Genomic DNA, 23114 nt, shown 5'->3' with positions numbered 1-23114 from the left:
ACAACATTTAGGAGGAAAACAGTTTATGAAAAAAGCTTTTCTTTTATCAGCAGTTGCCGCTGCATCGATCTTTACTTTCAGCGGTGTTCAACAAGCAGACGCCAAGGAACAGCAGCCAATTCAAGTGAAAGCCTTCTATTCTAATATAAAAATTTCTAATCTTGCAGATCAATTGAATGTTCAAAATCTGAACAAGCTTTCTCAAGCTGATCAGGAAAAAATTCAATCTCTGCTTCAATCATATATGAAACAAGCAGGTCAGCAGTCTAAGGCTTCTGCGCCAAAAGCAGATCAACCTAAAGCTTCTGCGCCAAAGGCATCTCAGCCTAAAACGTCAAAACCTGAAAACACTCAAACTCAAAAACAGGAAGCTTCAAAACCTGCTGCTTCAAAAGAGCAGACAACTGAGAAAAAGGAAAACTCAACTCAAGCTTCTTCTTCAGTGAGCGCATACGAAAAAGAAGTCGTTGAGCTGACAAATGCCGAAAGAAAGAAACAAGGGCTAAAACCGCTGACATTGGACGAAAACTTGAGCAAAGTAGCCCGCACAAAATCTCAAGATATGAAAGACAACAATTACTTTGATCACAACAGCCCGACTTACGGTTCTCCGTTTGATATGATGAAGAAATTCGGCATCACATACCGTACAGCCGGTGAAAACATCGCGAAAGGTCAAAGAACACCTCAAGAAGTTGTCAAAGCTTGGATGAACAGTGAAGGTCACAGAAAGAACATTATGAATCCTAACTTTACACATATCGGTGTAGGTTATGTGAAAGACGGCAACTACTGGACTCAGCAGTTCATCGGAAAATAAGCTTGATCAAAAAAACCACTTGCATTCATTGAAATGCAAGTGGTTTTTTGTTTACCGGTATTCGGTCCAAAGCTTGTATAAGCTTTGGGTGCCGCTGTTTTCTTCACCTTTTTCCGCAAGCGTGTCATACAAGGTTTTGGCGAGTTCAAGGCCCGGCATTTTTTCACCCATCAGCTCCGCTTCCTCAAGGGCGATCCCCATATCTTTAATGAAATGCTTGACATAAAAGCCCGGTTCGAAATCGCCTTTCAGCATTCTTGGCGCGAGATTGGACAGCGACCAGCTTCCCGCAGCTCCGGTTGTAATGCTTTTTAAAACATTCTCCGGATCAAGCCCCGATTTTTTCGCGTAAGCCATGGCTTCAGCAACACCGATCATTCCGGCGGCAATCGCAATCTGATTACACATTTTTGTATGCTGTCCGCTTCCTGCCGGCCCTTGATATTGAATATTTTCTCCCATGATTGAAAAGATCGGCAAGCACTCTTCGAACGCTTCGCGTTCACCGCCGACCATAATCGCAAGCGTGCCGTTGCGGGCGCCGATGTCTCCGCCGGAAACCGGGGCGTCCAAAGCATACAGCCCTTTCTCTTTGGCGGCCGCTGCAATTGTTTTGGCAAGAGACGGATTCGAAGTCGTCATATCAATGAGGTATGAGCCTTTCTTTGCGTTATCAATAATGCCCCCGCTGCCAAAATAGACCTCTTCAACATCTTTCGGGTAACCGACCATCGTGATGATCACATCTGCCGCTTGTGCCAGCTCTTTGACAGATGCTTTCCATTCCGCTCCTTTTTCGACCAGGTTGTCCGCCTTCTGTTTCGTTCTCGTAAAGACGGCTGTCGGATAGCCTTCAGCCAAAAGATGTGCGGCCATGCTGTTTCCCATGACGCCAAGCCCGATAAATCCGATTGTTTTTTTCATGCTGTTTTCCCCCTTATATCGCTTTTACCATTCCGCCGTCGATCAGTAGTGTTTGTCCCGTCATGTATGTATTGCACTCTGATAAAAGAAAGCTTGCATATTGTGCAAAGTCTTCAGGCTTCCCGTAGGCGCCGAGCGGTATTTGTTTTTCGAAAGATTCTTTCACATGCTCTTCGGAAAGGCCTGTCTGTTCGGCTTTTTGCCTGTCAAGTTCTGCCACGCGGTCGGTCGCGATCCTTCCCGGAGCCAGCGTGTTAATCAAAATACGGTGCTCGGCCAGCTCTTCAGCGAGAGACTTCGTAAGACCCACGATCCCCATCCGAAACGTATTGGAAAGCAATAGACCGGGGATCGGCTGTTTGACTGATGATGAAGCGATATTGATGATCCGTCCGCCATCCTTTTTTAAATATGGAAGAGCTTCACGGATCAAGCGGATATAGCTGAGCAGGTGAAGTTCAAACGATGATGTCCAATCATCATCGGTAAGCTCCAGCAGGCTGCCGCCTTTAGGTCCGCCGACATTGTTGACAAGCATGTCCACCGTTCCGTGCACTTCGGCCGTCTTGTGCACAAGCGCCTTGATCTCTTCTCCGTTGGCAAGGTCGCATACTTCATAAGTGACCGCGGCGCCCGAAAGGCCTCTCAGCTCTTCTGCTGTCCTTTGCAACACTTCTTCATTTCGACCGGACAGCATAATATTGGCGCCTTCCCGGCAAAGAGCGAAAGCGATCGCTTTTCCGAGACCTTTGCTGCTTGCGGCGACAAGCGCGGTTTTGCCTTTCATCTTTAAATCCATGCGGGCATCAACTCCTTTCTTTTTTCTAGTTTAACACGAAAATTAGGATCTCACAGCTTAAATAAAGCCCCCTCTGGCTCTTGAGGGGGCTTTGTCGCTATACTTTAAATTTTTCAATCGCTTCCAATAAATCTCTGTTCGCACTGCTGAGTGCTTCAGTTGATTTGGCGATCGATTCAAGCGTCGTCAGCTGCTCGTTGGTAGAGGCGCTGACCTCCTCTGCCGCCGCGGCGGATTGCTGGGAAATGGCGGAAATGCTTTGGATCGAATCCGTCATTTTTTGCTGCTCACCGCTCATATCTGAGATCTCTGAGTAAATGTGATCAATCGATTTGACGAGCGCCTGCATTTCCGCCGTAATCTTGCTGAGCGCTTCTCCCGTCTCATGGATCATGTCATTTTGCTCTTCGTTCAGCTTGCTTGCTTCCGTCATGGCGGAAACGGCATCCTTTGTTTCAAGCTGAATCTGTTTGACCGTTTCACTGATATGCTGTGAAGAGGATGCCGATTGCTCAGCGAGCTTTCTAACCTCTTCCGCGACGACGGCAAAGCCGCGTCCGCTTTCTCCGGCCCGGGCCGCTTCAATGCTGGCGTTCAAGGCAAGAAGATTGGTCTGATCCGAGATGGCCGAAATCGCCGTGACGACATCTTCAATATTCTTCGTTTTTTCTTCAAGCTGCTGAAGCATTTGTTCCACTTTTTTCGTTTCCGTATTTGCTTCGTTTGATTTCGCCAAAAGCTGTCCGAGCGCGTCAATTCCTTTATAGCTTGCATCTTCGGATGTTCTGGAAAGCTTTTGAATGCTGTCGGCATGGTGTTCGATTTCTTTAATTTTCACAGACAGCCGCTCGGATTTTTCATTGACGTTTTCTACTTCTGCAGCCTGTTCTGTCGCACCGGTTGCAACTTCATCAATCGCTTTGGCGATCTGCTCGCTCGCAAATACCGTTTCTTCAGATACGGAACTCAATTGATCCGTTGTTTCCGATACTTTACCGGATGACGACCTGACCTTCAAGATCATCTCTTTCATGTGCTCGACCATTTTGTTAAAGTCTTTTGTCAGCGTGCCGACTTCATCTTTCGACTTAACCGCCGTCTGCACAGTCAAATCTCCGTCAGAGACCGCTTTTGTTTGGGCGATCAGGCGTTTGATCGGTCCCGTGATGGTTTTGGCCAGGAAGTAGCTCAGAACAATCGCAACCACCAAGGCTAAACCTGAGATGATGAGCACAATTTTGTTCATTTCCTGAGCGACCCAGAGCAGTTTATCGGTTTGGAACTGCGTGCCGACTTTCCAGCCTGTGCCGTCGATCGTTTGATAGGCGATGACATTGTCTTTGCCAAGCTTGATCCCGTCTTTTGCGGAAGGAATGTCTTTGTACATCTTATCTTTTGACATATCTTTGCCTTGTTTTGACGGGTGAGCCAGCATGGTTCCATTTTGGTCGATCAAAAAGGCGTAGCCGTCATAAGGGACCTTTTGATCATTGATGATTTCGTTTAATGCTTTTAGCGAAATGTCAAAGCTGATGACGCCTTTTACTTTGCCGTTGACAACGATGGCTTTTGCTGCGGCTACCGTCATGTCTCCTGATACGACATCTTGATACGGTTCAGTCCAAACGACTTGATCCGGTGTTTTTTCCGCTAATGTATACCACGGGCGGGTTGTCGGATCAAAATCTTTATCAAATGATGTTTCCGGATATATAAAGATTTCTTTTTGCTCTGTCCCGATATATGCAAAGTTGACATGCTCGTTTTTATCCTTTATCTGCTTTAATTCATCGAGAACAAGATTTTTTAATTCCTTACCGTTTACCCCGACAAATGACTGGCTCATTTGGCCGTCACTCATACGGGATAAGGCGATTTCGTAGTTCTTTAGTTGAAGCTCGATGTTTCCTTTAATCGCGTTGAGAAGACTAGAAGTGGAGTCCTTCGCTTCTTCTTGAAGCATGGATTTCAAAATGAACGTGGTTGACAATTGGAGAACGATCACCGTCACAATCAGGATGACAGCAACGAATCCAGCAATTTTAATGTGCAGTTTTTTAAACATGCGAATCCCTCCCTTACACACACTTTCATACTTTTTTTATCGGCTTGGATTATTGATTGTTTAAGACAGGGGTCAAAACGCTATATAATGAAGGAAATAAGCAAAGGAGTGATGGGGGATCCATAAACAATTTTACGTTGATAACGGTACTTCTTTTCAGCAGGTTGAAATCCGCAATTATCGGCCTGAGGATATTCCTGCGCTGATGTCTTTGCAGAGAGAATGCTTTCCCGCACCTTTTCCCGCAGACCTTTTATGGAATAAAAAACAGCTTCGCTCCCATATTGATATTTTTCCGGAAGGAGCTGTATGCGCTGTTGCAGAAGGCCGCCTTATCGGCTCCATGACAGGGCTTATCATCGACTTTGACCCGAGCCGACCGCATCACAACTGGGATGAGGTGACAGACAGCGGATACATCCGCACACACCAAAACAATGGGAACTCGCTTTATGTCGTTGATATTTCCGTCTCTCCAGATCATCGGAAGCTTGGAATCGGGAAATGGCTGATGCAGACGATGTATGAATTGACGGTTGATAAAGGGCTTGAGCGGCTGTTGGGAGGCGGACGCATACCACACTACCACAAGTCTGCCGAGCAGCTGTCTCCGGAACAATATGTGCAGGCGGTGTTGCGGGGAGAAAAACGCGATCCCGTCCTTTCATTTCTTCTTCAATGCGGCCGTTCGCCTCTTTGCGTAATCCCGGACTATCTTGAAGATGAAGAATCGCTTCATTACGGCGTGTTAATGGAGTGGAAAAATCCTTTTTTTAAATCATAAACTGGGAAACTCCTGATTTTCAGGAGTTTCCCAGTTTGATTTTCTCATTTTATGCTCTGTCATGTGAAATATTCGATTTTCGCTTCAGGAAAATGCTTGTCGATATAAGTTTCGAGCGCAGTGCGCAGTTCGGCTTCTTCATCCTGTTGATAAATATATTTTCCAATTCCATATCTTCCCCATTTATAGCGGCGTTTTTCTTCGTCAAGTTCGAGCTTTGTTTTCGGGTAATTCTTTTCAATGACACGTTTGGCCGGCTTGGTGAATCTGTGCTGAATCATTTCAAATGTGATGTCATGTCTGACATGCCGGGGCAGAGCATAATCCAGCTTTTCAAGCAAGGCTCTGTATCCTTCCTGCCAGCCGTCATGAATGTAGATGGGCGCTATGATAAATCCGAGCGGGTAGCCCGCCTCCGCCACCTTTACCGCGGCTTCGATCCGTTGATCCAAAGGAGATGTACCGGGTTCAAAGTGTTTAATCACATAGTCGGCATTGACGCTAAACCTGAACCTCGTTTTGCCATTATGTTCTGCATCAAGCAAATGGTCGACATGATGAAATTTTGTGACAAAGCGCAGTTTGCCGAGATCAGACCTCCCAAAATGTTCAATTGCATGTTTTAGCGTATGTGTCAGATGATCGATTCCGACGATATCAGATGTGCAAGAAGCTTCAAACCGAGTCTCATCCGGTGCCCGTTCCTGCATGTACTGATCAGCTTGATCAAGAATCTCTTCAACATTGACATATGTTCTGATATAAGGCTTGCTTCCCATCGTCGTCTGCAGGTAGCAGTAGTGGCAGTGACCCATGCATCCAGTCGCAAAGGGGATGGCAAATTCTGCGGACGGTTTTGATGAATCGAATTTCAGCGTCTTTCTGACGCCGATGACAAGGGTTGACTTTGCGTTCCGGTATTTTTGCAGGTGGCCTTCTCCCGGGATATTCCTCACCTGATTATGGGAAGTGGTTTCTCTAATCTCCAGGCCCATATTAGCAAATTTGTCTTTCAGTTTTCGGCCGAGGGGATATTCCAACGCTCTCGGTTCAATGTAGACAAGCTGGGGGACAAACGGTTTAACCATTAAAAAGAGACACATCCTTTTTGTCGTTTCCCATACTTTTTGCATGAACGATGTACGATATACGGGGAAATGCTAGGCCTCGTCAAACAATTCACGATAAAGCCGCTCCGCCTCTTCATATGAGGAAAAAACGGCGTCATCCTCGGCGAACGCGTGGTATGTATCAAACAGAAACAGCGCCAGTTCGCCTTCATGGAGCGGATGCTCGACAACCTCCGCTTCTTTAATATGGGCAACATTTGCAGCATGCGGATTGCGATAAATGACATATACTTGATCCCCTGCCTTGACCTGTTGTTTTGACATACAAAAAGCCTCCATTTTATCAGATGTTAACTTGTAGTATCCCCGTCAAAACAAGCCTCATTCTGTGCAATACAAAAAGCCCGGACGGAATATACCGCCCGGGCTTGCTGGTTTGATTTATGAGAGAGTGAAGGTTTCTTTAACGAATTGAACAACTTCCTCTGTCGTACTCATTGACAAAATCTTCTCTTTAAATGACTCTGTCTCTTTTTTAGAAAGCTTGCTGATTTGCGTTCTCGCCGGAAGGATGGATGTTGCGCTCATTGAGAACTCATCAAGGCCAAGGCCGAGAAGGATCGGGATCGCAATTTCATCGCCGGCCATCTCACCGCACATGCCAACCCATTTGCCTTCTTTATGAGCCGCTTCAATCACAAGCGTAATCAGGCGAAGAATCGCAGGGTTGTATGGCTGATAAAGGTAAGATACCTGTTCATTCATCCGGTCTGCGGCCATTGTGTATTGAATCAGGTCGTTCGTTCCGATGCTGAAGAAGTCGACTTCTTTCGCAAATTGATCAGCGATTACCGCTGTAGCCGGAATTTCAACCATCATTCCGACTTCAATGTCGTCGGATACTTTCTGGCCTTCAGATTGCAGCTTTTCTTTTTCTTCTATTAGAATCGCTTTAGCTTGTCTAAATTCATTGACCGTCGCAATCATCGGGAACATAATTTTCAGGTTTCCATATGTACTTGCCCGAAGTAACGCGCGCAGCTGCGTTCTGAAAATCTCTTGCTCATCCAGGCAAAGACGGATGGCTCTGTATCCTAAGAAAGGATTCATTTCTTTCGGCAGTTCAAGATATGGAAGCTCTTTGTCTCCTCCGATATCAAGGGTACGGACGACAACGGATTTGCCTTCCATACGCTCAAGCACCGTTTTATAGGCGTCAAACTGCTCCTCTTCAGTTGGAAGCTGGTCTCTGCCCATGTAAAGAAACTCTGTACGGTAAAGTCCGACGGCTTCGCCTCCATTTTCAAGGACGCCTTTCACATCATCAGGTGTGCCGATATTTGCGGCAAGTTCAACATGGTGTCCGTCATTTGTGACAGTTGGTTCGTTGACAAGCTTGGCCCATTCCGCTTTTTGCTCCAAAAACTTTTGGTGCTTTTCTTCGTATTGGCTGATGACGTCTTGAGCAGGATCAACGATCACATCGCCGTTGATGCCGTCTACGATCACCGTTACGCCGTTTTGAATTTCCTTCGTCGCCGCTTTTGTTCCGACAACCGCAGGAATTTCCAATGAGCGAGCCATGATGGCTGAATGGGAAGTCCGTCCGCCGATATCCGTTGTAAACCCTTTAACAAACTGACGGTTTAACTGCGCTGTGTCAGATGGAGTCAAGTCTCCGGCAACGATAATGACTTCTTCGGAAATCAGGCTCGGGTTTGGAATGTCAACACCGAGAAGATGTCCTGTGACCCGCTTTGTGACATCGCGGATGTCTGCAGCGCGTTCTTTCATATATTCATTGTCCATTGACTCAAACATCGTGACAAACATGTCAGCCGTTTCTTTCAAAGCAAACTCCGCATTGACGGAATCTGATTTGATTTTGTCTTTGATCGGGTTTAACAATTCAGGATCGCTTAATACTAAAAGATGTGCTGAAAAGATTTCAGCTTTATCTTCGCCAAGCTCTTTCAAAGCGTGGTTTTTAATGGTTTCCAGCTCTTTTTTCGACTGCTCGACGGCTTCTTCAAAACGATTTACTTCCGCCTCAGAATCAGAGATGTTTTTCTTTTCAACCGTGAGATCAGGCTCCTCAAGCCGATATGCTTTTGCGATCGCAATACCGGCTGAAGCTCCTATTCCTTTCAATTCAAGCATTACTCGCCGAGTCCTTCGCTTTTCATTGTATCTTCCAGTGCAGAAAGAGCATCATTTTCGTCAGCGCCTGAAGCAGAAATCGTAATTTCAGCACCTTTAGCAATACCAAGTGACATAACACCCATAATAGATTTAAGGTTTACGGTTTTTCCGTTATATTCCAAATTGATATCTGCATCATATTTGCTCGCAGTTTGTACAAGAACTGTCGCTGGACGCGCGTGGATACCAGAGTCTGCAGTTACTTTAAACGTTTTTTGTGCCATTTTTATCAATCTCCTTTTAATTTAAAGCTTTAATACATTCACAATATTATATCATACAGCCGTACATGTCATCTGACAAGTACGGCCATTTTGTGAATTTATTTTTCGATGCGGACGATTTCGTCCTGCTTCAGGCTGACATTTCCTTCCGCCACTAAGCTTACAGCAGCGCCTTCTTCAAGGTTTGTGAAAACGACTGGCGTCATCAAGGAAGGCACCTGATCCTTCACTTTGTCAATATCGACTTCGAGCAGCTTCTGGCCCGGTTCAACGCGGTCTCCTTCTGAAACAAACGATGTGAACCCTTCGCCTTTCAAGCTGACGGTATCAATTCCAAAGTGGATCAGAATCTCTCTACCGCCGTCAGATTGCAGGCCGATCGCATGCTTTGTCGGGAAGACGTTGAGCACTTTTCCTCTTACAGGAGAAACGACCGTGCCTTCTGAAGGAAGAATCGCGAAGCCGTCGCCCATCATTTTTCCTGAGAATACCTGGTCAGGTACATCAGTAATCGGATGAAGCTCTCCTGCCAGCGGTGAAACAAAGACTTCCTCACCCGCTTCATTTTGAAGAGGTTCGACCATGACTTCTTCAATCTGCTGCTCGACTTCCTCAGCGGCTTCCGGAGCTTTTTCAGGGCGCGGCGTACGTCCTGACATGATATCCTGCATTTGTGATTTTAAGGTGTCTGATCTCGGTCCGAAGATCGCCTGAATGTTATTGCCGACTTCAAGTACGCCTGATGCGCCAAGTTTTTTCAAGCGCTCCTTGTCAACTTTCTTCTGGTCGTTGACTGTCACGCGAAGTCTTGTGATACATGCATCAAGGTGCTTGATGTTTTCTTGATCTCCCATGGCTTCAAGAATTTCATACGGCAGATCGCCGGCTGCTTCTTTGCCTTGTTCAGGAGCTTCTGCAGCCTCATCCTCGCGGCCCGGCGTTTTCAAATTGAATTTGCGGATCGCAAATCTGAATCCGAAGTAGTAGACCACAGCCAGCACGAGACCGACAGGGATCACAAGCCACCATGCCGTGCGGTTTGGCAGAATACCGAACAGGAAGTAGTCGATCAAACCGCCTGAGAACGTCATTCCGATCTTGACATTCAGAATGTCCATCATCATGAATGACAATCCGGCGAATACACAGTGAATCGCAAACAGGATAGGTGCAACGAACAAGAATGAGAATTCGATCGGTTCAGTAATCCCTGTTAAGAAAGATGTCAGCGCGGCTGAACCCATAATACCGGCGACAAGCTTTTTGTTTTGCGGCTTTGCTTCATGATAAATCGCCAGCGCTGCGGCAGGAAGACCGAACATCATAAACGGATATTTACCCGTCATAAATGTTCCGGCAGTCAACTGAACGCCGTCTTTAATCTGCGCCATGAAAATTCGCTGGTCACCGCGGACAAGTTCTCCAGCTTTGTTTGTGTAGCTGAAAAATTCGTACCAGAATGGCGAGTAGAAAATATGGTGCAGACCAAACGGTATCAGCGAGCGTTCGATAATACCGAAGACCAAAGCGGCCAGCGCTTCGTTGGCAGCAAGCAGGTTTGTCGAAAAGCTGTTCAACGCCCCTTGAATCGGCGGCCAGATCACCAGCATGATCAATCCAAGGATCAGGGCGCTGATGGATGTAATAATCGGAACAAACCGTTTTCCGGCAAAGAATCCTAAGTATTGCGGAAGTTCGATTTTAAAGAATCGATTGTACATGGCAGCGGCGAGGACACCGACGATAATACCGCCGAATACCCCGGTCGCCAATGTCGGAATCCCGAGCACTGTCGTATATTGCGGATGGTTCTCGGCGAAAAATTGCGCTCTTTCAACTGCATCGCTCGGAATTGAGCCGTTTTGAGTCAGCACCGCGCTCATCGTCACATTCATGACGAGGTAGCCGATGATAGCGGCGATTCCAGCGACACCGTCACCGTTGGCAAGGCCGATTGCAACACCGACTGCGAACAAGAGAGCCAGGTTGCTGAAGACAACATCCCCTGAGCTTTCCATCACTTTCGCAACCATTTGAACGCCGCCATTCGTTAGAAACGGCGCGACCTTAATCATTTGCGGGTTTTGCATGGCATTACCCAAGGCGAGCAGAATTCCTGCCGCCGGCAAGATTGCTACTGGAAGCATCAGCGCCCGTCCGATTTTCTGCAGGACGCCAAATAGCGATTTAAACATTGTTTTTACCCCCTCTAAGGATAGTTTGACCTTACAGCAAAAATTCATGACAACTTCGTTCAGGTAGGCCTCTTTTTTTCAAGATAAACCGTTTACATTTCGTTTCTAGAACGACAAAAAAGGCATGGTGAAAGCGGGTACACAAAGAAACAAAAGACAGCGTCTTCATTTCTTCCCTTTTTTCACTCATGCCTGATCGAATCAGTAACACGTTATAAAGGCGTTATGAAATTTTATTTGTTAAACGGTACAAATGCAATGTCAAATAAACAGCTTCTGCCTCATGAACAGGTTTCTTGAGCGATTGCTGCAAGATCTTGATCATCTTCCAAGCAGTATTGTAACATAGCGGATATTCGGTTTTCAACAACAACATTAATTTTTCCGGTTCTTGAATGGGTTCGTCCCGTTTGATCCTGTCAATCGTAAACCGCAGATGGCGGATCAAACGCAAGTAGTTTACGCTTTCTCTGTTCACCTTCATCTGAAACGAGTCTTCAATGACCTGGACGAGCCGGGAGATCAGCTGTGAGTGTTGATTGACTTCAGACAGCGGCCGATTCGTCATCGCGCTGTGAATATGAAGCGCGATAAAACCGATTTCACCTTCAGGAAGCTCGACGCCCAGTTGTTCGTTGATCATCTTGATGGCTTCATTGGCCACTTCGTATTCCTTCGGATAAAGCGATTCCGTCTCAAGCAGGAACGGATTTTTCATATCAAATCCCTGTTCAAGGCGCTTGACGGCAAACGCGATATGATCTGTGAGAGCGACATGGATATGCTCGTTCAGCGGCTGGCCGATTTTCTGCGCGATATGGTAGATGACGTCACTTGCGATATCAACCATTTTTTCATCGACATATGTGAGGAGCTTTTTATACTGGGATTGTTCTTTATCATTTTCCAAGACAAACATCTTTTCATAGTTCTCATGTTCGATAAGATCTCCGCGCTTTTTGCCAAATCCGATCCCTTTTCCAATCAGGACCGCCTCTCTGTAATCCTCGTGGAGTGCGATTAAAACGTTGTTGTTGAGTACCTTTTCAACGGTAAAGGATCTTTTCACGATCCTCAGCTCCTTTTTGTCATCAATCTCTCATATCGTACAAAACTCACGAAAGGGCGTCAATTTATTTTGACGTTTTTGAAAGAAAAATGTCGAAAATGATTGTCTATTTTTTATACTGTCGATCTTTCGATCAGTTTGTAGGAGATAACCTGCTTTTCAGGACCTGCTCCGCTGATTCTTTTTTGCAGGAGGCGGAAGGCGTGTCTGCCCATCTCTTTTATCTTGATTTCGATCGTTGAAATACCGAGTACTTGGCTGATCGGCTGATTATCACAGCTTAATATCGCGAGCTTTCCGGGAACATCAACACTGTGATGCCGAGCTTCAAGATAGAGGCCTGCCGACACCTGGTCATTGGCGACAAACACCGCCGTCGGTTTCTCCTTCATCCCTCTCCACCTCGAAAACAGTTTCTGCCCATCGGTGATCGTCAAGGACCGTTCAAACACCCACTCATCGCGATAGGCTTCCCCGATGGATGAGAGCGCTTCTTGATAAGCCGTCAGACGGAAGTGGCTGTTGACCCCATTTTTCCTTGCCAAGCCGATCGCAATTTTTCTGTGCCCTTTTTCAATCAGAAAATCCAAACCGCGGCGGAACGCTTCCTGATGGGGGATGCTGACCGTTGAAAAATGCTCTTCCTTTGAATCCTGGCAAAGGATGAAAGGCCCTGTCTCGCGCCAGTTCAAGAGCTCCTCATCAGACATTGCTTTTGAGCAAAAAATCAAGCCGTCCACCTGCCGCTGCTTCAGCTGCTCCAATGCAAAAATTTCTTTTTCCACTTGGTAATTTGTCTGGTACAGCGCAAAGTGGACCCCGGCTTGGGCCGCCTCTTCGGCAATTCCTTCAATTAATTCGCTGAAATACGGCAGGCTGATCGTCGGCAAGACAACCCCGATCATATTGGAAAAGCCTTTCGACAAGTGAACGGCGTGCATATTCCGCGCATATTCAAGCCGCTCAATCGTCTCAAGAACTTTTTTCCGCTTCTCTTCCTTAACATAGGGATGGCCGTTGAGAACCCTTGAAACAGTCGTGATTGACACACCCGCCGCTTTAGCTATTTCTCTGATATTCGCCATTGGTTTCCCTTCTTTCATTTCACTCTTGATATGGAAAGCGTTTCATACTTTAGAATGAAAACAACATCGGTTCTGATCACGTTTTCATTTTCGAAAGGAGAAGAAAAATGGGTATCTTGATTCTGTTCCTCTTATGTATCGTTATCATATTGTCTTCAAAAGCGGCGATGGCACCGCTCAAAGAAAAGCATAAGGTCAAACCATTCCGCAGTTTTGACGATTTTTTCATTTCAAAGGACTGATATCATCGGCGGAACAGGCATCGATTTAAAGGAAAAGAGCCTGCAGGCTTTTTTCCTGCTGCCACCCGCCACATTCCTAACACCGTCGGCCTTCATCAACATATGTTTGATTCAAATTTTAAAGCCTTGCGATCCGTCCCAAATACCTCAAAGCCCTAATAAAGCGGACAGTTTTTTAGCTGATCGATTCGTTGACCCAACGGTTAAGTACACATTTTCAATTCCGTCTATGCTTTTCGCCTTTTCGACCGCTTCAGTCAACAATGCCTTTCCAAGGCTATATCCGCGCTTTTCTTGTGTCACATCATCGCCGCGATCGTTGCTCTATGCCTCAATTTCATCTTTGTTTCTTTGACTAATGTGACAACCCCCGCAAGCCTCGATATTGTTCCGCAGATTGATGCTTCTCTTCTTGATCACTTGGTGCAAATGCTTCCGGTTTTTTTGCAGCGCTTCAAGCCTTAGATCAGCGTCCTGAGCATTAAATTGTCTGATTTCCAACGTTTTCTCCTCGCTATGTTTTTTACACCTCTTGACCTGTTTGCTGAAAAAGAGCAGGTGATGCTCCTTTGATCACCTGCTGAACAAACCACATTGAATTTACTAAACCTTAAGAAATCACGGTCAGCTGTTTCGGATAACATGTCAAAGCTTCCGCGCCGTCCTCAGTGACAAGGACATCGTCTTCAATTCGAACGCCGCCGATTTCCGGGATATAGATGCCGGGCTCAATCGTATAAACCATTCCTTTTTTCAATCGTTCATCATTGTTATGGCTCATGGACGGGTATTCGTGCGCGGAAATTCCCAGCCCGTGGCCGAGGCGGTGCGGGAAGTATTCCCCATAGCCTGCTTGTTCGATCATGCCCCGCGCTTTTAAATCAAGATCGCCGATCCTCACACCCGGTTTGCTCATTTCCAGAGCCGCCGTTTCCGCCTGGAGAACCGTGTCATATATTTCTTTCTGGCGGCTGCTTGCCTCTTTATAGACGAGCGTCCGCGTAATGTCAGAGCAGTACCCGTCCGTGATCACACCGAGATCGAAGAGGACGAAATCGCCTGCTTTCAGCGTCCTGGTTCCGGGATTTCCGTGCGGCTGCCCCGATTTTTCGCCAAACAGGACCATCGTTGAAAAAGACATGCCTTGAATCCCTTTTTTCTTCAGTTCGTATTCAATCGTGGCGACAACCTCGATTTCTGAAATGCCTTCCTGCAAAGCAGCAGCGCCCGCTTCCACTCCGTAGTCGGCAAGCTTTGCCGCTTCGCGGAGAATGCGGATTTCATGTTCATCCTTTACAACCCGAAGCTCGTTCAGCTTCTGTTCTGCAGAAACGAGCTCTGCTCCATTTGTAACAGCCTTCAGCATTTCAGCGCGGGAAAGGGAGAGCGTTTCTTTTTCAACCGCTACTTTGGATAGCTTGAGATTTCTTTTTTTGAGGGCTTCCGCGATCAGATCCCAAGGATTTTCATGGTCCTCATAACCGATGATGTCGTGCGGCCAGCCCGCCGCTTTGGCCTGATTTTTCTCCATCAGCGGGCAGACAAAAAACGGCTCCCCTGTTTGAAATGCGAAAACACCCATCAGCCGTTCGTGAGGCTCTGTGTAAAAGCGAGTCAAATAAAAAACATTTTCTTTTGAATGAATAAAAGCTGACGAAATATCATTTTCCTGCAGCCAGGCAGAAATTTGTTCAATTCTTTCCACGTTAAGTCCACTCCTAATCACAGTTTCCGTTCATATCCTATGTAAAGCACCAACTATATTGTATCAGTTTTTCCCGGCTTCTGCTAAAGCTCAAAGCGAAATCGGTTGAAGATCAAAACAAAACGGCTGCCTTTTCAGCATGACAGCCGTTTTGCCTGCTTACGATTTTAGGAGGCGGAGTCCGTTTAAGATGACGAGCAGTGTGCTGCCTTCATGCCCGATAACGCCGAGCGGCAAGTCGAGAATTTGCAGGAAGTTGCTGCAAATCAACAAACAGATCACAGCCAATGAAAAAATGACATTTTGTTTGATGATCCTGTTCATTTTCCTGGAGAGGCGAATCATGTTCGTCAAACCTGTCAAATCGTTTTTCATGAGCACGACATCAGCCGTTTCCAAGGCCACGTCTGTTCCTTCTCCCATTGCCACACCGACATCGGCGGCGGCAAGAGCCGGCGCATCATTGATCCCGTCCCCCACCATGACAACCGTTCCATACGTATGTTTAAGCTTTTGCGCTTCTTCCACTTTGCTGTCAGGCAGGCATTCAGAAACGACGAATTTGAGTCCGGCTTCCCGGGCGATCGCCGCTGCCGTTTCCGGCTGATCACCGGTCAGCATCGCGGTCTGAATACCGAGCGCGTTCAGATCGCCGATTACCGCTTTCGCTTCCGGCCTGATTTGATCCTTTAATGCAAAGCAGCCGGCCAAGCGGTCTCCTTTTTTCAAATAAACAATCGTTTTCCCCTGTTCAGCAAGCTTTTGAACCGAATCTCCAAGGCATTGGTCAGCTTCTTTGTCACCGGCAAATCCCGCTTTACCAATCAGCCATGTCTCCCCGCGGTATTGGGCCCTGACGCCAAAACCTGACGTCTCTTCTATCGATACATGTTCCGCCGCGCGAATTCCTTTAGCTTCGGCATATGCGACAATCGCTTTGGCTAGCGGATGATCCGACTGTTTTTCAATAGCGGCTGCCGCTTCGAGACACTCGCTTTCATCCATGCCTTCAACTAAAAGCATGTCTTCTACAGCGGGCTTCCCCTTTGTGATCGTTCCCGTTTTATCAAAGGCGACGATTTTGCTGTTGCCGAGCTTTTCAAGGAAAACGCCGCCTTTGACTAGCAGTCCGTTCCTTGCTCCATTTGATATCAGTGATAAAGCAGCCGGCATGATTGAAGCGACAAGAGCGCAAGGAGAAGCAACCACCATAAACACCATCGCCCTGTAAAACGTCTCGCTCCAGCCCCACCCCAGCACATAATGAGGTAGAAAAAGGAGAAGGCCGACAGCCAGCAAGACGCCTTTCACATACAGGTTTTCAAAACGGTCAATAAACGCTTGGGAAGGGGAAACACTGTTTTGCGCAGATTCAACCAGCTTGATGATTTTTTTGAAAAGCGAATCTTCATTCGCCTTGGAAACGCGAACAGTCAACGATCCGCTCAAATTAACCGTTCCGGCAAATACGGCGTCACCGGAGACTTTTTCCACGGGTATTGATTCACCGGTGAGAGCAGACTCATCAATGCTTGTTTTCCCTGATTCAATTTCACCGTCGGCGGCGATTCGTTCCCCCGGCTTGACCATGATCAAGTCGCCGGAGGCAAGCTCAGCCGCCGCCACTTTTCGGGCGCCCCCTTCTCCCAGCAAAACAGCTTCCTCAGGCTCCAATTTCATTAAAGACGTCAAGTCCCGTTTGCTTTTATTTAACGTATAAGTTTCAAGAGCGCCGCTCAACGAAAAGATAAAAATCAAAATGGCGCCTTCAGCCCAGTAGCCGATGATCGCCGATCCGATCGCAGCAAAGATCATCAGAAGCTCGACATTCAGCGTCTTCTCCAGAAGCGTTTCTTGAATTCCCTCTTTTGCTTTGGCAAAGCCCCCGATACAAAAAGCTGCCAAAAACAAGCTGACGGACAATGTCTCATTACCGGACGACAGCCAGCCGGCTATGATCAGCACGCCTGCCAACAGCGCAGCGGCCAGTTCGCCATGCTGTCTCCAATTGTCTAAATGTAACATATGATATTTTGGCTGTGATTGATTGCGGATATCTAATTGCATCTTCAAATCCCCCTAATTGAGAATGTAATTCATCGTCAATTTCCTTTTAAAACAGAAATTGCTGCCATACGGCAGCAAGATCATCAGTGTTTTTCGCTTATATAAAAGATTTTTCGGTCTTCTTAGGTTCATTATAGCACGGCAGCACCACTTTTCAAGTAATAATTATTATAATTTTCTTTTGATATTAATTATCATTTACATTCATCCATAAAAAAAGCTGAAAAATTCGATTTCAGCTTTTTTTCCTTGCCCATTCCTTCATTTGTTCAACTGTAATCGGCCCGACGATCGATTTTTCCAGCTCTCCTTTTTCATTGATGAAAAACGTCGATGGAATCGTCATCACATTGTAGGCTTTCATCATCTCGCCTTTCGCGTCAAATATAATCGGAAATGAAAGCTTATTCGCTTTGATAAATCGCTTGACCGTCTGCTCGTTTTTTTCTGCATTCAGCAAATTAACGGTGATCAATTTCACATCAGGCTGTTTTTCTTCATAATAGGACTGAAAACGGGGAAGCTCCTCCCGGCACGGAGGGCACCAGGTCGTCCAAAAATGAATGATCGTCTTCTGGCCTTCAGCAGGGATGATCACACGCTGGCCTTCCATCGTTTTCATATGCATCACCGCAGGTGCAGCGTTTTGCGCGTAAGCAGTCGGCGGCAACAGACCTGTCCAGAGCAAAAAAATCAATGACATGCAAAAGGCGGCTATTCTTTTCATTTTATCTCCCCTTCTTTTTGATTTTAGCTTCCCCGAAAGAGCGGAAACTATGAAGGGGATCAGCGGCTTTCAATTCTCGGCGATCCCGTTTTCGTCGTTAATAACAAGGTGACACCGAGCTCTTTGCATATCGTCACATAATGCAGAGATGTCAGCAAAATCATGCCTGTGTTCATCGCCAGAATGATGCCCGTCATCTGCAAACTCTCCATTGAACCGAGCATATACATCATCAAAAACGATATTGCACTGGCCCAAACATTATGATAAAAAGCATCCTTGACAAGCCCCATCCCGATTAAGCAAGCCTGAAAAGGCATGACGAAAAAATGAAACAAAAAATAGGGCCAAAGCAATTTCAGATAGAAGGCGGCATTTGCCGTATCAAAAAACAGGCGGGTCAAAGGCTCTGCAAAATGATACATCACCAGCACCGCCGGGATCCCGTAAAGGAGCGTGATGAAGATCGACTGTTTGATCCGTTTGATGACACGGTCAATTTGTCCATAGGCATAGCTTTCAGAAATGCTCGGGATCATGACAACCATAAGCGAATGGGCGATAAAAGCGGGGAAAAATCCGATCGTCATGGCAACCCCTGACAGCACACCGAACTGCTCAATCGCCGCTGTTCTCGAAACGCCGGCGGCGAGCAGCGTCCCTTTGACCAAAAAAGGTTCGACGGCATTTGTAACAGCATGAAAAACACGCAGCCCTGTCGTCGGAATCGAAACGGTAAGCAGCCGTTTTAACACATCATTCCGACGCAAATGGACATGCTGTCCTTTAGCGGCAGCCCGTCTCACCAAAATAAACTGGGAATATAAATACACAAAGACAACGACTTCACTGGCGAACAGAACAAACAGCGAGATCAATACCGATGTATCCAGATCAAAGGAATACCACTGAAAAAATAAAAACAAGCCGATCAGCTGCAAGATTTTTTTCAATGCATTTGCCGTTGCGATTTTCCCCATTTGCTGGACACCCATGAAATATCCCCGGGCAACAGATGTAAATGCAACCGTCGGGATCATACCGATGACGATGCCCCTGATTAACGGGTGATACGAATCGAATATCGGAATAAAGGGCAAAATGATAACCGCAGCCGCCGTAGAAAAGACCGTGCAGACCGCGGTCAGCCTCAAGGCATGTTTCAGCATGCTTTCATGCAGCTTTTGATTGGACTCCGCAATAAACTTTGATATTGAAACTGGCAGCTCGAGGCTTGCGATGACGACGACCAAAAATATCGAAGGCAGCACACTCATATAGAGCCCCATGCCATGCTCGCCAAGCTCCCGTGCAAGAATCATATTGATGACAAACTCAAGACATTCTGCAAAAAAAGCTGCTAGCGAAAGAAGAACGATTCCTTTTACAAAACGGTTCATGAGGTCTCTCCTTGTCTTAGGCTGGTTATATCCCATTCATATGAGACAAGTCTAAAAATTATTTCTTTTCATTCGCTGAAAAAGGTGATAGTGTTAAAGATAGAGTATGGAGAAATAAAAAAGCCAAGGCTTGGGGAAGCCTTGACTCAGATTAAACTGCAAAGACATGATTGCCGATGCGTTCGATGACTTTTCTCGTTTTAATCCAGTCATCCGTAGCGGACTCGGGATTATAAAAATATAACGCGTCTGTTTCTTTTTTATGTTCATCAACCGCCTCTTCGACAGCTTTAATTGATTGGCGGTCCGGTTTTTTCCTGATGCTTCCATTAAGAACAGGCTCAAATGCGTTTTTTTGGTAGATGACACTTTTGACGCTGTCGGGAAATCTGTCGTCTTCGACACGGTTCAGGACAACATTGGCCACCGCCACTTTCCCTTCAAACGGTTCGCCTTTCGCTTCTGCATGAACGAGTCTTGACAGCAGCCTTTTCTCTGCACCCGTCAATTCCGGTGCTTCCTCTTCTTCTATATCCTCAGCGTCAGGCTGCGGCATGATTTCGATGAAGCTTTTTTCATCTGTCAAATGAGTGAAAGACGAGTACTCTTCTGGACTCAAGCTTTCCAACACCCGCTCCTTCGCCTGTTTTTCTTTTTTCGAAAACGGCAGGGCGGCCTGAGCATGCTCGATTTTTGCCGCAGGCAGCATGCAGATGATAAAAGCAGCTAACGCAGCTAACTTTGCTTTCATTTCAATCCTCCTTGCCATATCCTCTTCGACAAACATATGTCTTACAGTAACAAGACAAAACATCGATTTCATTGTTAAATTTTTACCATGCTTTCCATCAAACCGTTCCACTGGCATATAATTGTATAGAGCGCGCTGTTTTTTCCGGAAAAAGGCAAAAAACCCAGCAATACATGGATTGCACAGCAAATAAAAAAGCTTTCTCAAAAGTAATGAGAAAGCCTTTTTAGCTTCTGGGTTCTTCCGTATATTGAAAAACAATGTCTCCCCCGTGCTGGGCGATGCCCCGAAAATATTTAAAATCTTCCTGTTTTGTTAAGATGGCTCTAAAAGAAAGAAAATCATCTTTGTTCACGCGAACTTCGTGAATCCTCCCCGACCGCAGCTGTTCGATCAAGTCAATGGCATTTTCATCTGTCAACTGGCCTCTCTCCTTCTTTTCTGAAATCACCTTTAACTAATTAACTATACCACTAAGCAGCAGCATGTACAACAATAGTGCTGTTGCTTCCCATATCGCTTTACTTCTAAAAGAAAATATTGCAAAATACTTTCAATGGGTTAATTCACTTTAAAGGAGAGGAAGTCATTTGAAGATTGCAAAAGTCGGGAACGTCATCGAATTTAAAAACGGACTCACCGGAATCGTGGAAAAAGTAAACGAAAATTCGGTTATCGTCGATGTCACGATTATGGAAAATTACAGAGACTTGGAATTGGACTCCTTAACCGTCGTCAACCATAAAAACTATAAAATTATTAAAGACTCCTTTCATTGATCATCCATTCTTCAGCAGATTCCACGCAGGTTTAAAAAATTCCACAAAGTTCTTCCATAAGGAAAAACCGCCCGAACATCCGGCGGTTTTTTCCCTGCTTCTCCTACATTGTGCCGCGTTTAACATCAGCGCGAAGAAGTTTGATATTGCTCAGAATGTCTTTTGCAGCATCACACAGTGCCGTAATGGTTTTCGCTTTTTGATTTGACAGCTGAAAAACAATGTCTTGAAAAAGCAGCTCCGTTTCTTCCAGAATCGAGACGGCGGCCGTATTGTAAAGGTTGATGTTGTGGAAGTGAACCTGTTCAAACACCGCATTGTCAATGTACGGTTTGAACTTATGTATAAAAACAGGCAGGAAGGAAATTAAATTGCCGACCGCTTTACGGACTCCTTCTATCGTCCCCGCCATTTCATCCAGCGGCTTCACCACATGGTCAATCGCACTTTTTATTTTCTCATCCCAATCAGAAAACATCCCGACTAATTTCGCCGGAACGGCCAAGCCTAAAAATAGATTCGCCGTCCCCTTTACGGCAGCCGACGCAGCCTCCAGGGCAAATTCCACCGCCAGCAATGCATCAAATAGGATGTTTACAACAGGAACGAGGCTTGCGTTCAAAGAGCCCGCCATCGTCGCCGCTGAGCTATTCACATGGCGGTCTTTCAATTTCAGGCGATCTTTTAAATAGTCGGACTCCTCAAATTGAGATTGAACAGATGCCGGAATCGATGTCTTTTGCTGCATGGGCGCTTTTCGGTTTTTAATATCTTGCGCTGCGCCGCGGTCGCTCGTTTGAAAGCCTTCCCCCGCCGTCTGAACCTGGCGGATAAATGTCTTGACCTGTTTTTTCAAGCCCTTTTCATTCTTTCCGACAATGACAAAATGACTGTAGATTTCATCCGCAACAGCATCGGCAAATCCCATTGCAGGGTTGACGAATATATCGGATATCTCCTGTCTGATCATGTTTGTCAGCGCATTGGTCAGACTGTCAATATCATGCTTAAGACCGTTCAAATATCCCCTAATCTCACCTGTCATACTTTCCACACTGATATTTGTTTGAAAAACATATTCAAACAGTTCAGCCGGAGGCGAGTTCAATAGCACATTTAACGAACGGCACTTTTCTTCAGCCGTATCCAGCAATGCAATTAAACCGTCGATCAAATATTTTAAGAGATTGCCCGCTTGCGATATTCCGATAAATAACGGATTGCCAAAGGCGCTTTCAAACATGTCGGTAAACGTTTCACGAAGATCGGCTAAACGTTTTGGTTTCAGCTTTTTTTCGTGTTCGACGATATCATTGGAATGATCCAGGTACTCTGAAACATATCCCAACCGCCTAAGCACATCGCTTTCCAATGCAGCTGCCAGCAGGTCAAGATTTTCTTTATTGATCTCAATCTTGTTGGAACCGATGTTTCCGTATAGAGGCTCCCCCGTCCAAATGCTTGTCACGATATGATCGCCAGCAGAAACATAAATTCGGCCGTGACCCGGTTCTCCTTTTTCACCGATTTCGACCGATTGGCCTTCCTCTGTATTTTCCCCCATTCTATAGCCCATGTGGTTGGACATAAAGGCGGAAACGAGCGGAACGCCATTATCAATTTCGATCACTTTTCCCGGAATCCGGTCCCCTAGCAGCACGCCTTCTTCCGCCAATGTCAGCGGATCATACTTACTGAAATAGTTTGTGATATTGGGATAGTCTTGGTCCCGGTCCACTTCCCCTTCCGGCAGGATCGACGGATTAATCGTCACAGCCTTCACATCGGGATGCTCCACCGCAACCGCATTCGCCAATCCCCCGCCAAGCGAGTTTCCGCAGACTGAGTTTAGTTTATCACCGTATTTGGCTTTCATCTGGTCGTAGTAGTCGCGGGCAGCTTTGACTTGTTCCGGTGTTACATCACCGGCCATCTGCGCATCGGTGAGAATGTCCTGGATGCCGTTTGTTTTCCCCGCGTCCGTTCCTTGGTAGACGACTGTGTATTCGCCTGTTTCTATGTTTTTGACCGTTATCACATCAAGGCCGGTTGGGTCTTCATATATTTTATTTACCACTAAATACTTATAGCCATTGACCTTAAATGTATCTGTTTCATGCGGATTTTTATAGGAATGAAATCCTGCGATTTCTACTAAATTTTTATCTTCACTGAGTGTTTTATTATTTTTTTCTTCATTAGCCAT

The 23114-nt window shown here is 46.1% G+C and carries 22 protein-coding genes and 1 pseudogene; 4 read left to right on the top strand and 19 right to left on the bottom strand.

The window, feature by feature from the left end:
* Nucleotides 1-25 precede the first annotated feature (25 nt).
* Nucleotides 26-820 (top strand): CAP domain-containing protein, encoded by a 795-nt coding sequence (locus ACINLD_RS03020; protein WP_410206959.1) that lies wholly within the window; start codon nt 26-28, stop codon nt 818-820.
* Nucleotides 821-871: 51 nt separating this feature from the next.
* On the opposite strand, the gene ACINLD_RS03015 is transcribed toward ACINLD_RS03020, so the two are convergent.
* From ACINLD_RS03015 to ACINLD_RS03000, 4 genes and pseudogenes are all read right to left on the bottom strand, one after another.
* Nucleotides 872-1744 carry an NAD(P)-dependent oxidoreductase gene (locus ACINLD_RS03015; protein WP_077736909.1) on the bottom strand — a complete coding sequence of 291 codons (873 nt, stop codon included), beginning with the start codon at nt 1742-1744 and terminating at the stop codon, nt 872-874.
* Nucleotides 1745-1757: 13 nt separating this feature from the next.
* Nucleotides 1758-2543, bottom strand: coding sequence for an SDR family oxidoreductase (locus tag ACINLD_RS03010; RefSeq protein WP_077736910.1), 786 nt, complete (start codon nt 2541-2543; stop codon nt 1758-1760).
* A gap of 97 nt (nt 2544-2640) precedes the next feature.
* Complete coding sequence (locus ACINLD_RS03005; RefSeq protein WP_409446670.1) at nt 2641-3567, bottom strand: methyl-accepting chemotaxis protein; 927 nt, start codon at nt 3565-3567, stop codon at nt 2641-2643.
* A gap of 15 nt (nt 3568-3582) precedes the next feature.
* Nucleotides 3583-4506 (bottom strand): annotated as a pseudogene (locus tag ACINLD_RS03000) (cache domain-containing protein); the annotation flags it as partial.
* 307 nt (nt 4507-4813) lie between these two features.
* On the opposite strand from ACINLD_RS03000, the gene ACINLD_RS02995 reads away from it, so the two are divergent.
* Nucleotides 4814-5392 (top strand): GNAT family N-acetyltransferase, encoded by a 579-nt coding sequence (locus ACINLD_RS02995; RefSeq protein WP_077736912.1) that lies wholly within the window; start codon nt 4814-4816, stop codon nt 5390-5392.
* A gap of 59 nt (nt 5393-5451) precedes the next feature.
* On the opposite strand, the gene splB is transcribed toward ACINLD_RS02995, so the two are convergent.
* From splB to ACINLD_RS02960, 7 genes are all read right to left on the bottom strand, one after another.
* Nucleotides 5452-6480 carry a spore photoproduct lyase gene (gene splB / locus ACINLD_RS02990; RefSeq protein WP_409444727.1) on the bottom strand — a complete coding sequence of 343 codons (1029 nt, stop codon included), beginning with the start codon at nt 6478-6480 and terminating at the stop codon, nt 5452-5454.
* Nucleotides 6481-6552: 72 nt separating this feature from the next.
* Nucleotides 6553-6786: a transcriptional regulator SplA domain-containing protein gene (locus tag ACINLD_RS02985; protein WP_026586746.1), complete on the bottom strand. Its 234-nt coding sequence runs from the start codon at nt 6784-6786 to the stop codon at nt 6553-6555.
* Between the two features lie 117 nt (nt 6787-6903).
* A complete protein-coding gene (ptsP, locus tag ACINLD_RS02980; RefSeq protein WP_026586745.1) occupies nt 6904-8622 on the bottom strand; it encodes a phosphoenolpyruvate--protein phosphotransferase in 1719 nt (572 codons plus the stop codon).
* Entirely contained in the window at nt 8622-8888 is a 267-nt protein-coding gene (locus tag ACINLD_RS02975; RefSeq protein WP_026586744.1) for a phosphocarrier protein HPr, read from the bottom strand. Before ACINLD_RS02975 ends, ptsP begins: the two co-directional genes overlap by 1 nt.
* A 98-nt stretch (nt 8889-8986) precedes the next feature.
* Nucleotides 8987-11083, bottom strand: a complete 2097-nt coding sequence (gene ptsG / locus ACINLD_RS02970) for a glucose-specific PTS transporter subunit IIBC (protein ID WP_409444728.1) — start codon at nt 11081-11083, stop codon at nt 8987-8989.
* 223 nt (nt 11084-11306) lie between these two features.
* Nucleotides 11307-12152 (bottom strand): glucose PTS transporter transcription antiterminator GlcT, encoded by an 846-nt coding sequence (gene glcT / locus ACINLD_RS02965; RefSeq protein WP_026586742.1) that lies wholly within the window; start codon nt 12150-12152, stop codon nt 11307-11309.
* 113 nt (nt 12153-12265) lie between these two features.
* Entirely contained in the window at nt 12266-13237 is a 972-nt protein-coding gene (locus tag ACINLD_RS02960; RefSeq protein WP_077736914.1) for a LacI family DNA-binding transcriptional regulator, read from the bottom strand.
* Between the two features lie 107 nt (nt 13238-13344).
* Between ACINLD_RS02960 and ACINLD_RS02955 the strand changes: the two genes are divergently transcribed.
* A complete protein-coding gene (locus ACINLD_RS02955) occupies nt 13345-13479 on the top strand; it encodes a hypothetical protein (protein ID WP_256860431.1) in 135 nt (44 codons plus the stop codon).
* 147 nt (nt 13480-13626) lie between these two features.
* On the opposite strand, the gene ACINLD_RS02950 is transcribed toward ACINLD_RS02955, so the two are convergent.
* From ACINLD_RS02950 to ACINLD_RS02920, 7 genes are all read right to left on the bottom strand, one after another.
* Nucleotides 13627-13782, bottom strand: coding sequence for a GNAT family N-acetyltransferase (locus ACINLD_RS02950; RefSeq protein WP_256860432.1), 156 nt, complete (start codon nt 13780-13782; stop codon nt 13627-13629).
* A 307-nt stretch (nt 13783-14089) separates the two neighbouring features.
* Complete coding sequence (locus tag ACINLD_RS02945; protein WP_077736915.1) at nt 14090-15184, bottom strand: M24 family metallopeptidase; 1095 nt, start codon at nt 15182-15184, stop codon at nt 14090-14092.
* Between the two features lie 159 nt (nt 15185-15343).
* Nucleotides 15344-17251, bottom strand: a complete 1908-nt coding sequence (locus ACINLD_RS02940; RefSeq protein ID WP_077736916.1) for a heavy metal translocating P-type ATPase — start codon at nt 17249-17251, stop codon at nt 15344-15346.
* Nucleotides 17252-17486: 235 nt separating this feature from the next.
* Nucleotides 17487-17978: an endospore biogenesis thiol-disulfide oxidoreductase StoA gene (gene stoA, locus ACINLD_RS02935; RefSeq protein ID WP_077736917.1), complete on the bottom strand. Its 492-nt coding sequence runs from the start codon at nt 17976-17978 to the stop codon at nt 17487-17489.
* A 59-nt stretch (nt 17979-18037) separates the two neighbouring features.
* A complete protein-coding gene (locus ACINLD_RS02930) occupies nt 18038-19378 on the bottom strand; it encodes a polysaccharide biosynthesis protein (RefSeq protein ID WP_026586737.1) in 1341 nt (446 codons plus the stop codon).
* 151 nt (nt 19379-19529) lie between these two features.
* Complete coding sequence (locus ACINLD_RS02925; protein ID WP_026586736.1) at nt 19530-20129, bottom strand: cell wall hydrolase; 600 nt, start codon at nt 20127-20129, stop codon at nt 19530-19532.
* 226 nt (nt 20130-20355) lie between these two features.
* Nucleotides 20356-20550, bottom strand: a complete 195-nt coding sequence (locus tag ACINLD_RS02920) for a hypothetical protein (protein WP_077736918.1) — start codon at nt 20548-20550, stop codon at nt 20356-20358.
* Nucleotides 20551-20719: 169 nt separating this feature from the next.
* On the opposite strand from ACINLD_RS02920, the gene ACINLD_RS02915 reads away from it, so the two are divergent.
* The gene (locus tag ACINLD_RS02915; protein ID WP_026586734.1) at nt 20720-20908 is read left to right on the top strand and encodes a YkvS family protein; all 189 of its coding nucleotides are present in this window, start codon (nt 20720-20722) and stop codon (nt 20906-20908) included.
* A 103-nt stretch (nt 20909-21011) separates the two neighbouring features.
* On the opposite strand, the gene ACINLD_RS02910 is transcribed toward ACINLD_RS02915, so the two are convergent.
* Nucleotides 21012-23114, bottom strand: a complete 2103-nt coding sequence (locus tag ACINLD_RS02910) for an SA1320 family protein (RefSeq protein ID WP_077736919.1) — start codon at nt 23112-23114, stop codon at nt 21012-21014.

The sequence above is a fragment of the Bacillus sp. z60-11 genome, assembly GCF_046464135.1.
GTDB classification, from domain to species: domain Bacteria; phylum Bacillota; class Bacilli; order Bacillales; family Bacillaceae; genus Bacillus; species Bacillus sonorensis_A.
This window is presented reverse-complemented; position numbering and strand designations above follow the sequence as displayed.

What these genes read in the sequence shown, in the direction of transcription:
- ACINLD_RS02975 (WP_026586744.1), bottom strand. Translation starts at nt 8,888, where the DNA reads ATGGCACAAAAAACGTTTAAAGTAACTGCAGACTCTGGTATCCACGCG.
- splB (WP_409444727.1), bottom strand. Translation starts at nt 6,480, where the DNA reads ATGGTTAAACCGTTTGTCCCCCAGCTTGTCTACATTGAACCGAGAGCG.
- ACINLD_RS02930 (WP_026586737.1), bottom strand. Translation starts at nt 19,378, where the DNA reads ATGAACCGTTTTGTAAAAGGAATCGTTCTTCTTTCGCTAGCAGCTTTT.
- ACINLD_RS02955 (WP_256860431.1), top strand. Translation starts at nt 13,345, where the DNA reads ATGGGTATCTTGATTCTGTTCCTCTTATGTATCGTTATCATATTGTCT.
- stoA (WP_077736917.1), bottom strand. Translation starts at nt 17,978, where the DNA reads ATGAAAAGAATAGCCGCCTTTTGCATGTCATTGATTTTTTTGCTCTGG.
- ACINLD_RS03005 (WP_409446670.1), bottom strand. Translation starts at nt 3,567, where the DNA reads ATGATCTTGAAGGTCAGGTCGTCATCCGGTAAAGTATCGGAAACAACG.
- ACINLD_RS03020 (WP_410206959.1), top strand. Translation starts at nt 26, where the DNA reads ATGAAAAAAGCTTTTCTTTTATCAGCAGTTGCCGCTGCATCGATCTTT.
- ACINLD_RS02925 (WP_026586736.1), bottom strand. Translation starts at nt 20,129, where the DNA reads ATGAAAGCAAAGTTAGCTGCGTTAGCTGCTTTTATCATCTGCATGCTG.
- ptsG (WP_409444728.1), bottom strand. Translation starts at nt 11,083, where the DNA reads ATGTTTAAATCGCTATTTGGCGTCCTGCAGAAAATCGGACGGGCGCTG.
- ACINLD_RS03015 (WP_077736909.1), bottom strand. Translation starts at nt 1,744, where the DNA reads ATGAAAAAAACAATCGGATTTATCGGGCTTGGCGTCATGGGAAACAGC.
- ACINLD_RS03010 (WP_077736910.1), bottom strand. Translation starts at nt 2,543, where the DNA reads ATGGATTTAAAGATGAAAGGCAAAACCGCGCTTGTCGCCGCAAGCAGC.
- ACINLD_RS02985 (WP_026586746.1), bottom strand. Translation starts at nt 6,786, where the DNA reads ATGTCAAAACAACAGGTCAAGGCAGGGGATCAAGTATATGTCATTTAT.
- ACINLD_RS02940 (WP_077736916.1), bottom strand. Translation starts at nt 17,251, where the DNA reads ATGCAATTAGATATCCGCAATCAATCACAGCCAAAATATCATATGTTA.
- ACINLD_RS02910 (WP_077736919.1), bottom strand. Translation starts at nt 23,114, where the DNA reads ATGGCTAATGAAGAAAAAAATAATAAAACACTCAGTGAAGATAAAAAT.
- ACINLD_RS02995 (WP_077736912.1), top strand. Translation starts at nt 4,814, where the DNA reads ATGTCTTTGCAGAGAGAATGCTTTCCCGCACCTTTTCCCGCAGACCTT.
- ptsP (WP_026586745.1), bottom strand. Translation starts at nt 8,622, where the DNA reads ATGCTTGAATTGAAAGGAATAGGAGCTTCAGCCGGTATTGCGATCGCA.
- ACINLD_RS02960 (WP_077736914.1), bottom strand. Translation starts at nt 13,237, where the DNA reads ATGGCGAATATCAGAGAAATAGCTAAAGCGGCGGGTGTGTCAATCACG.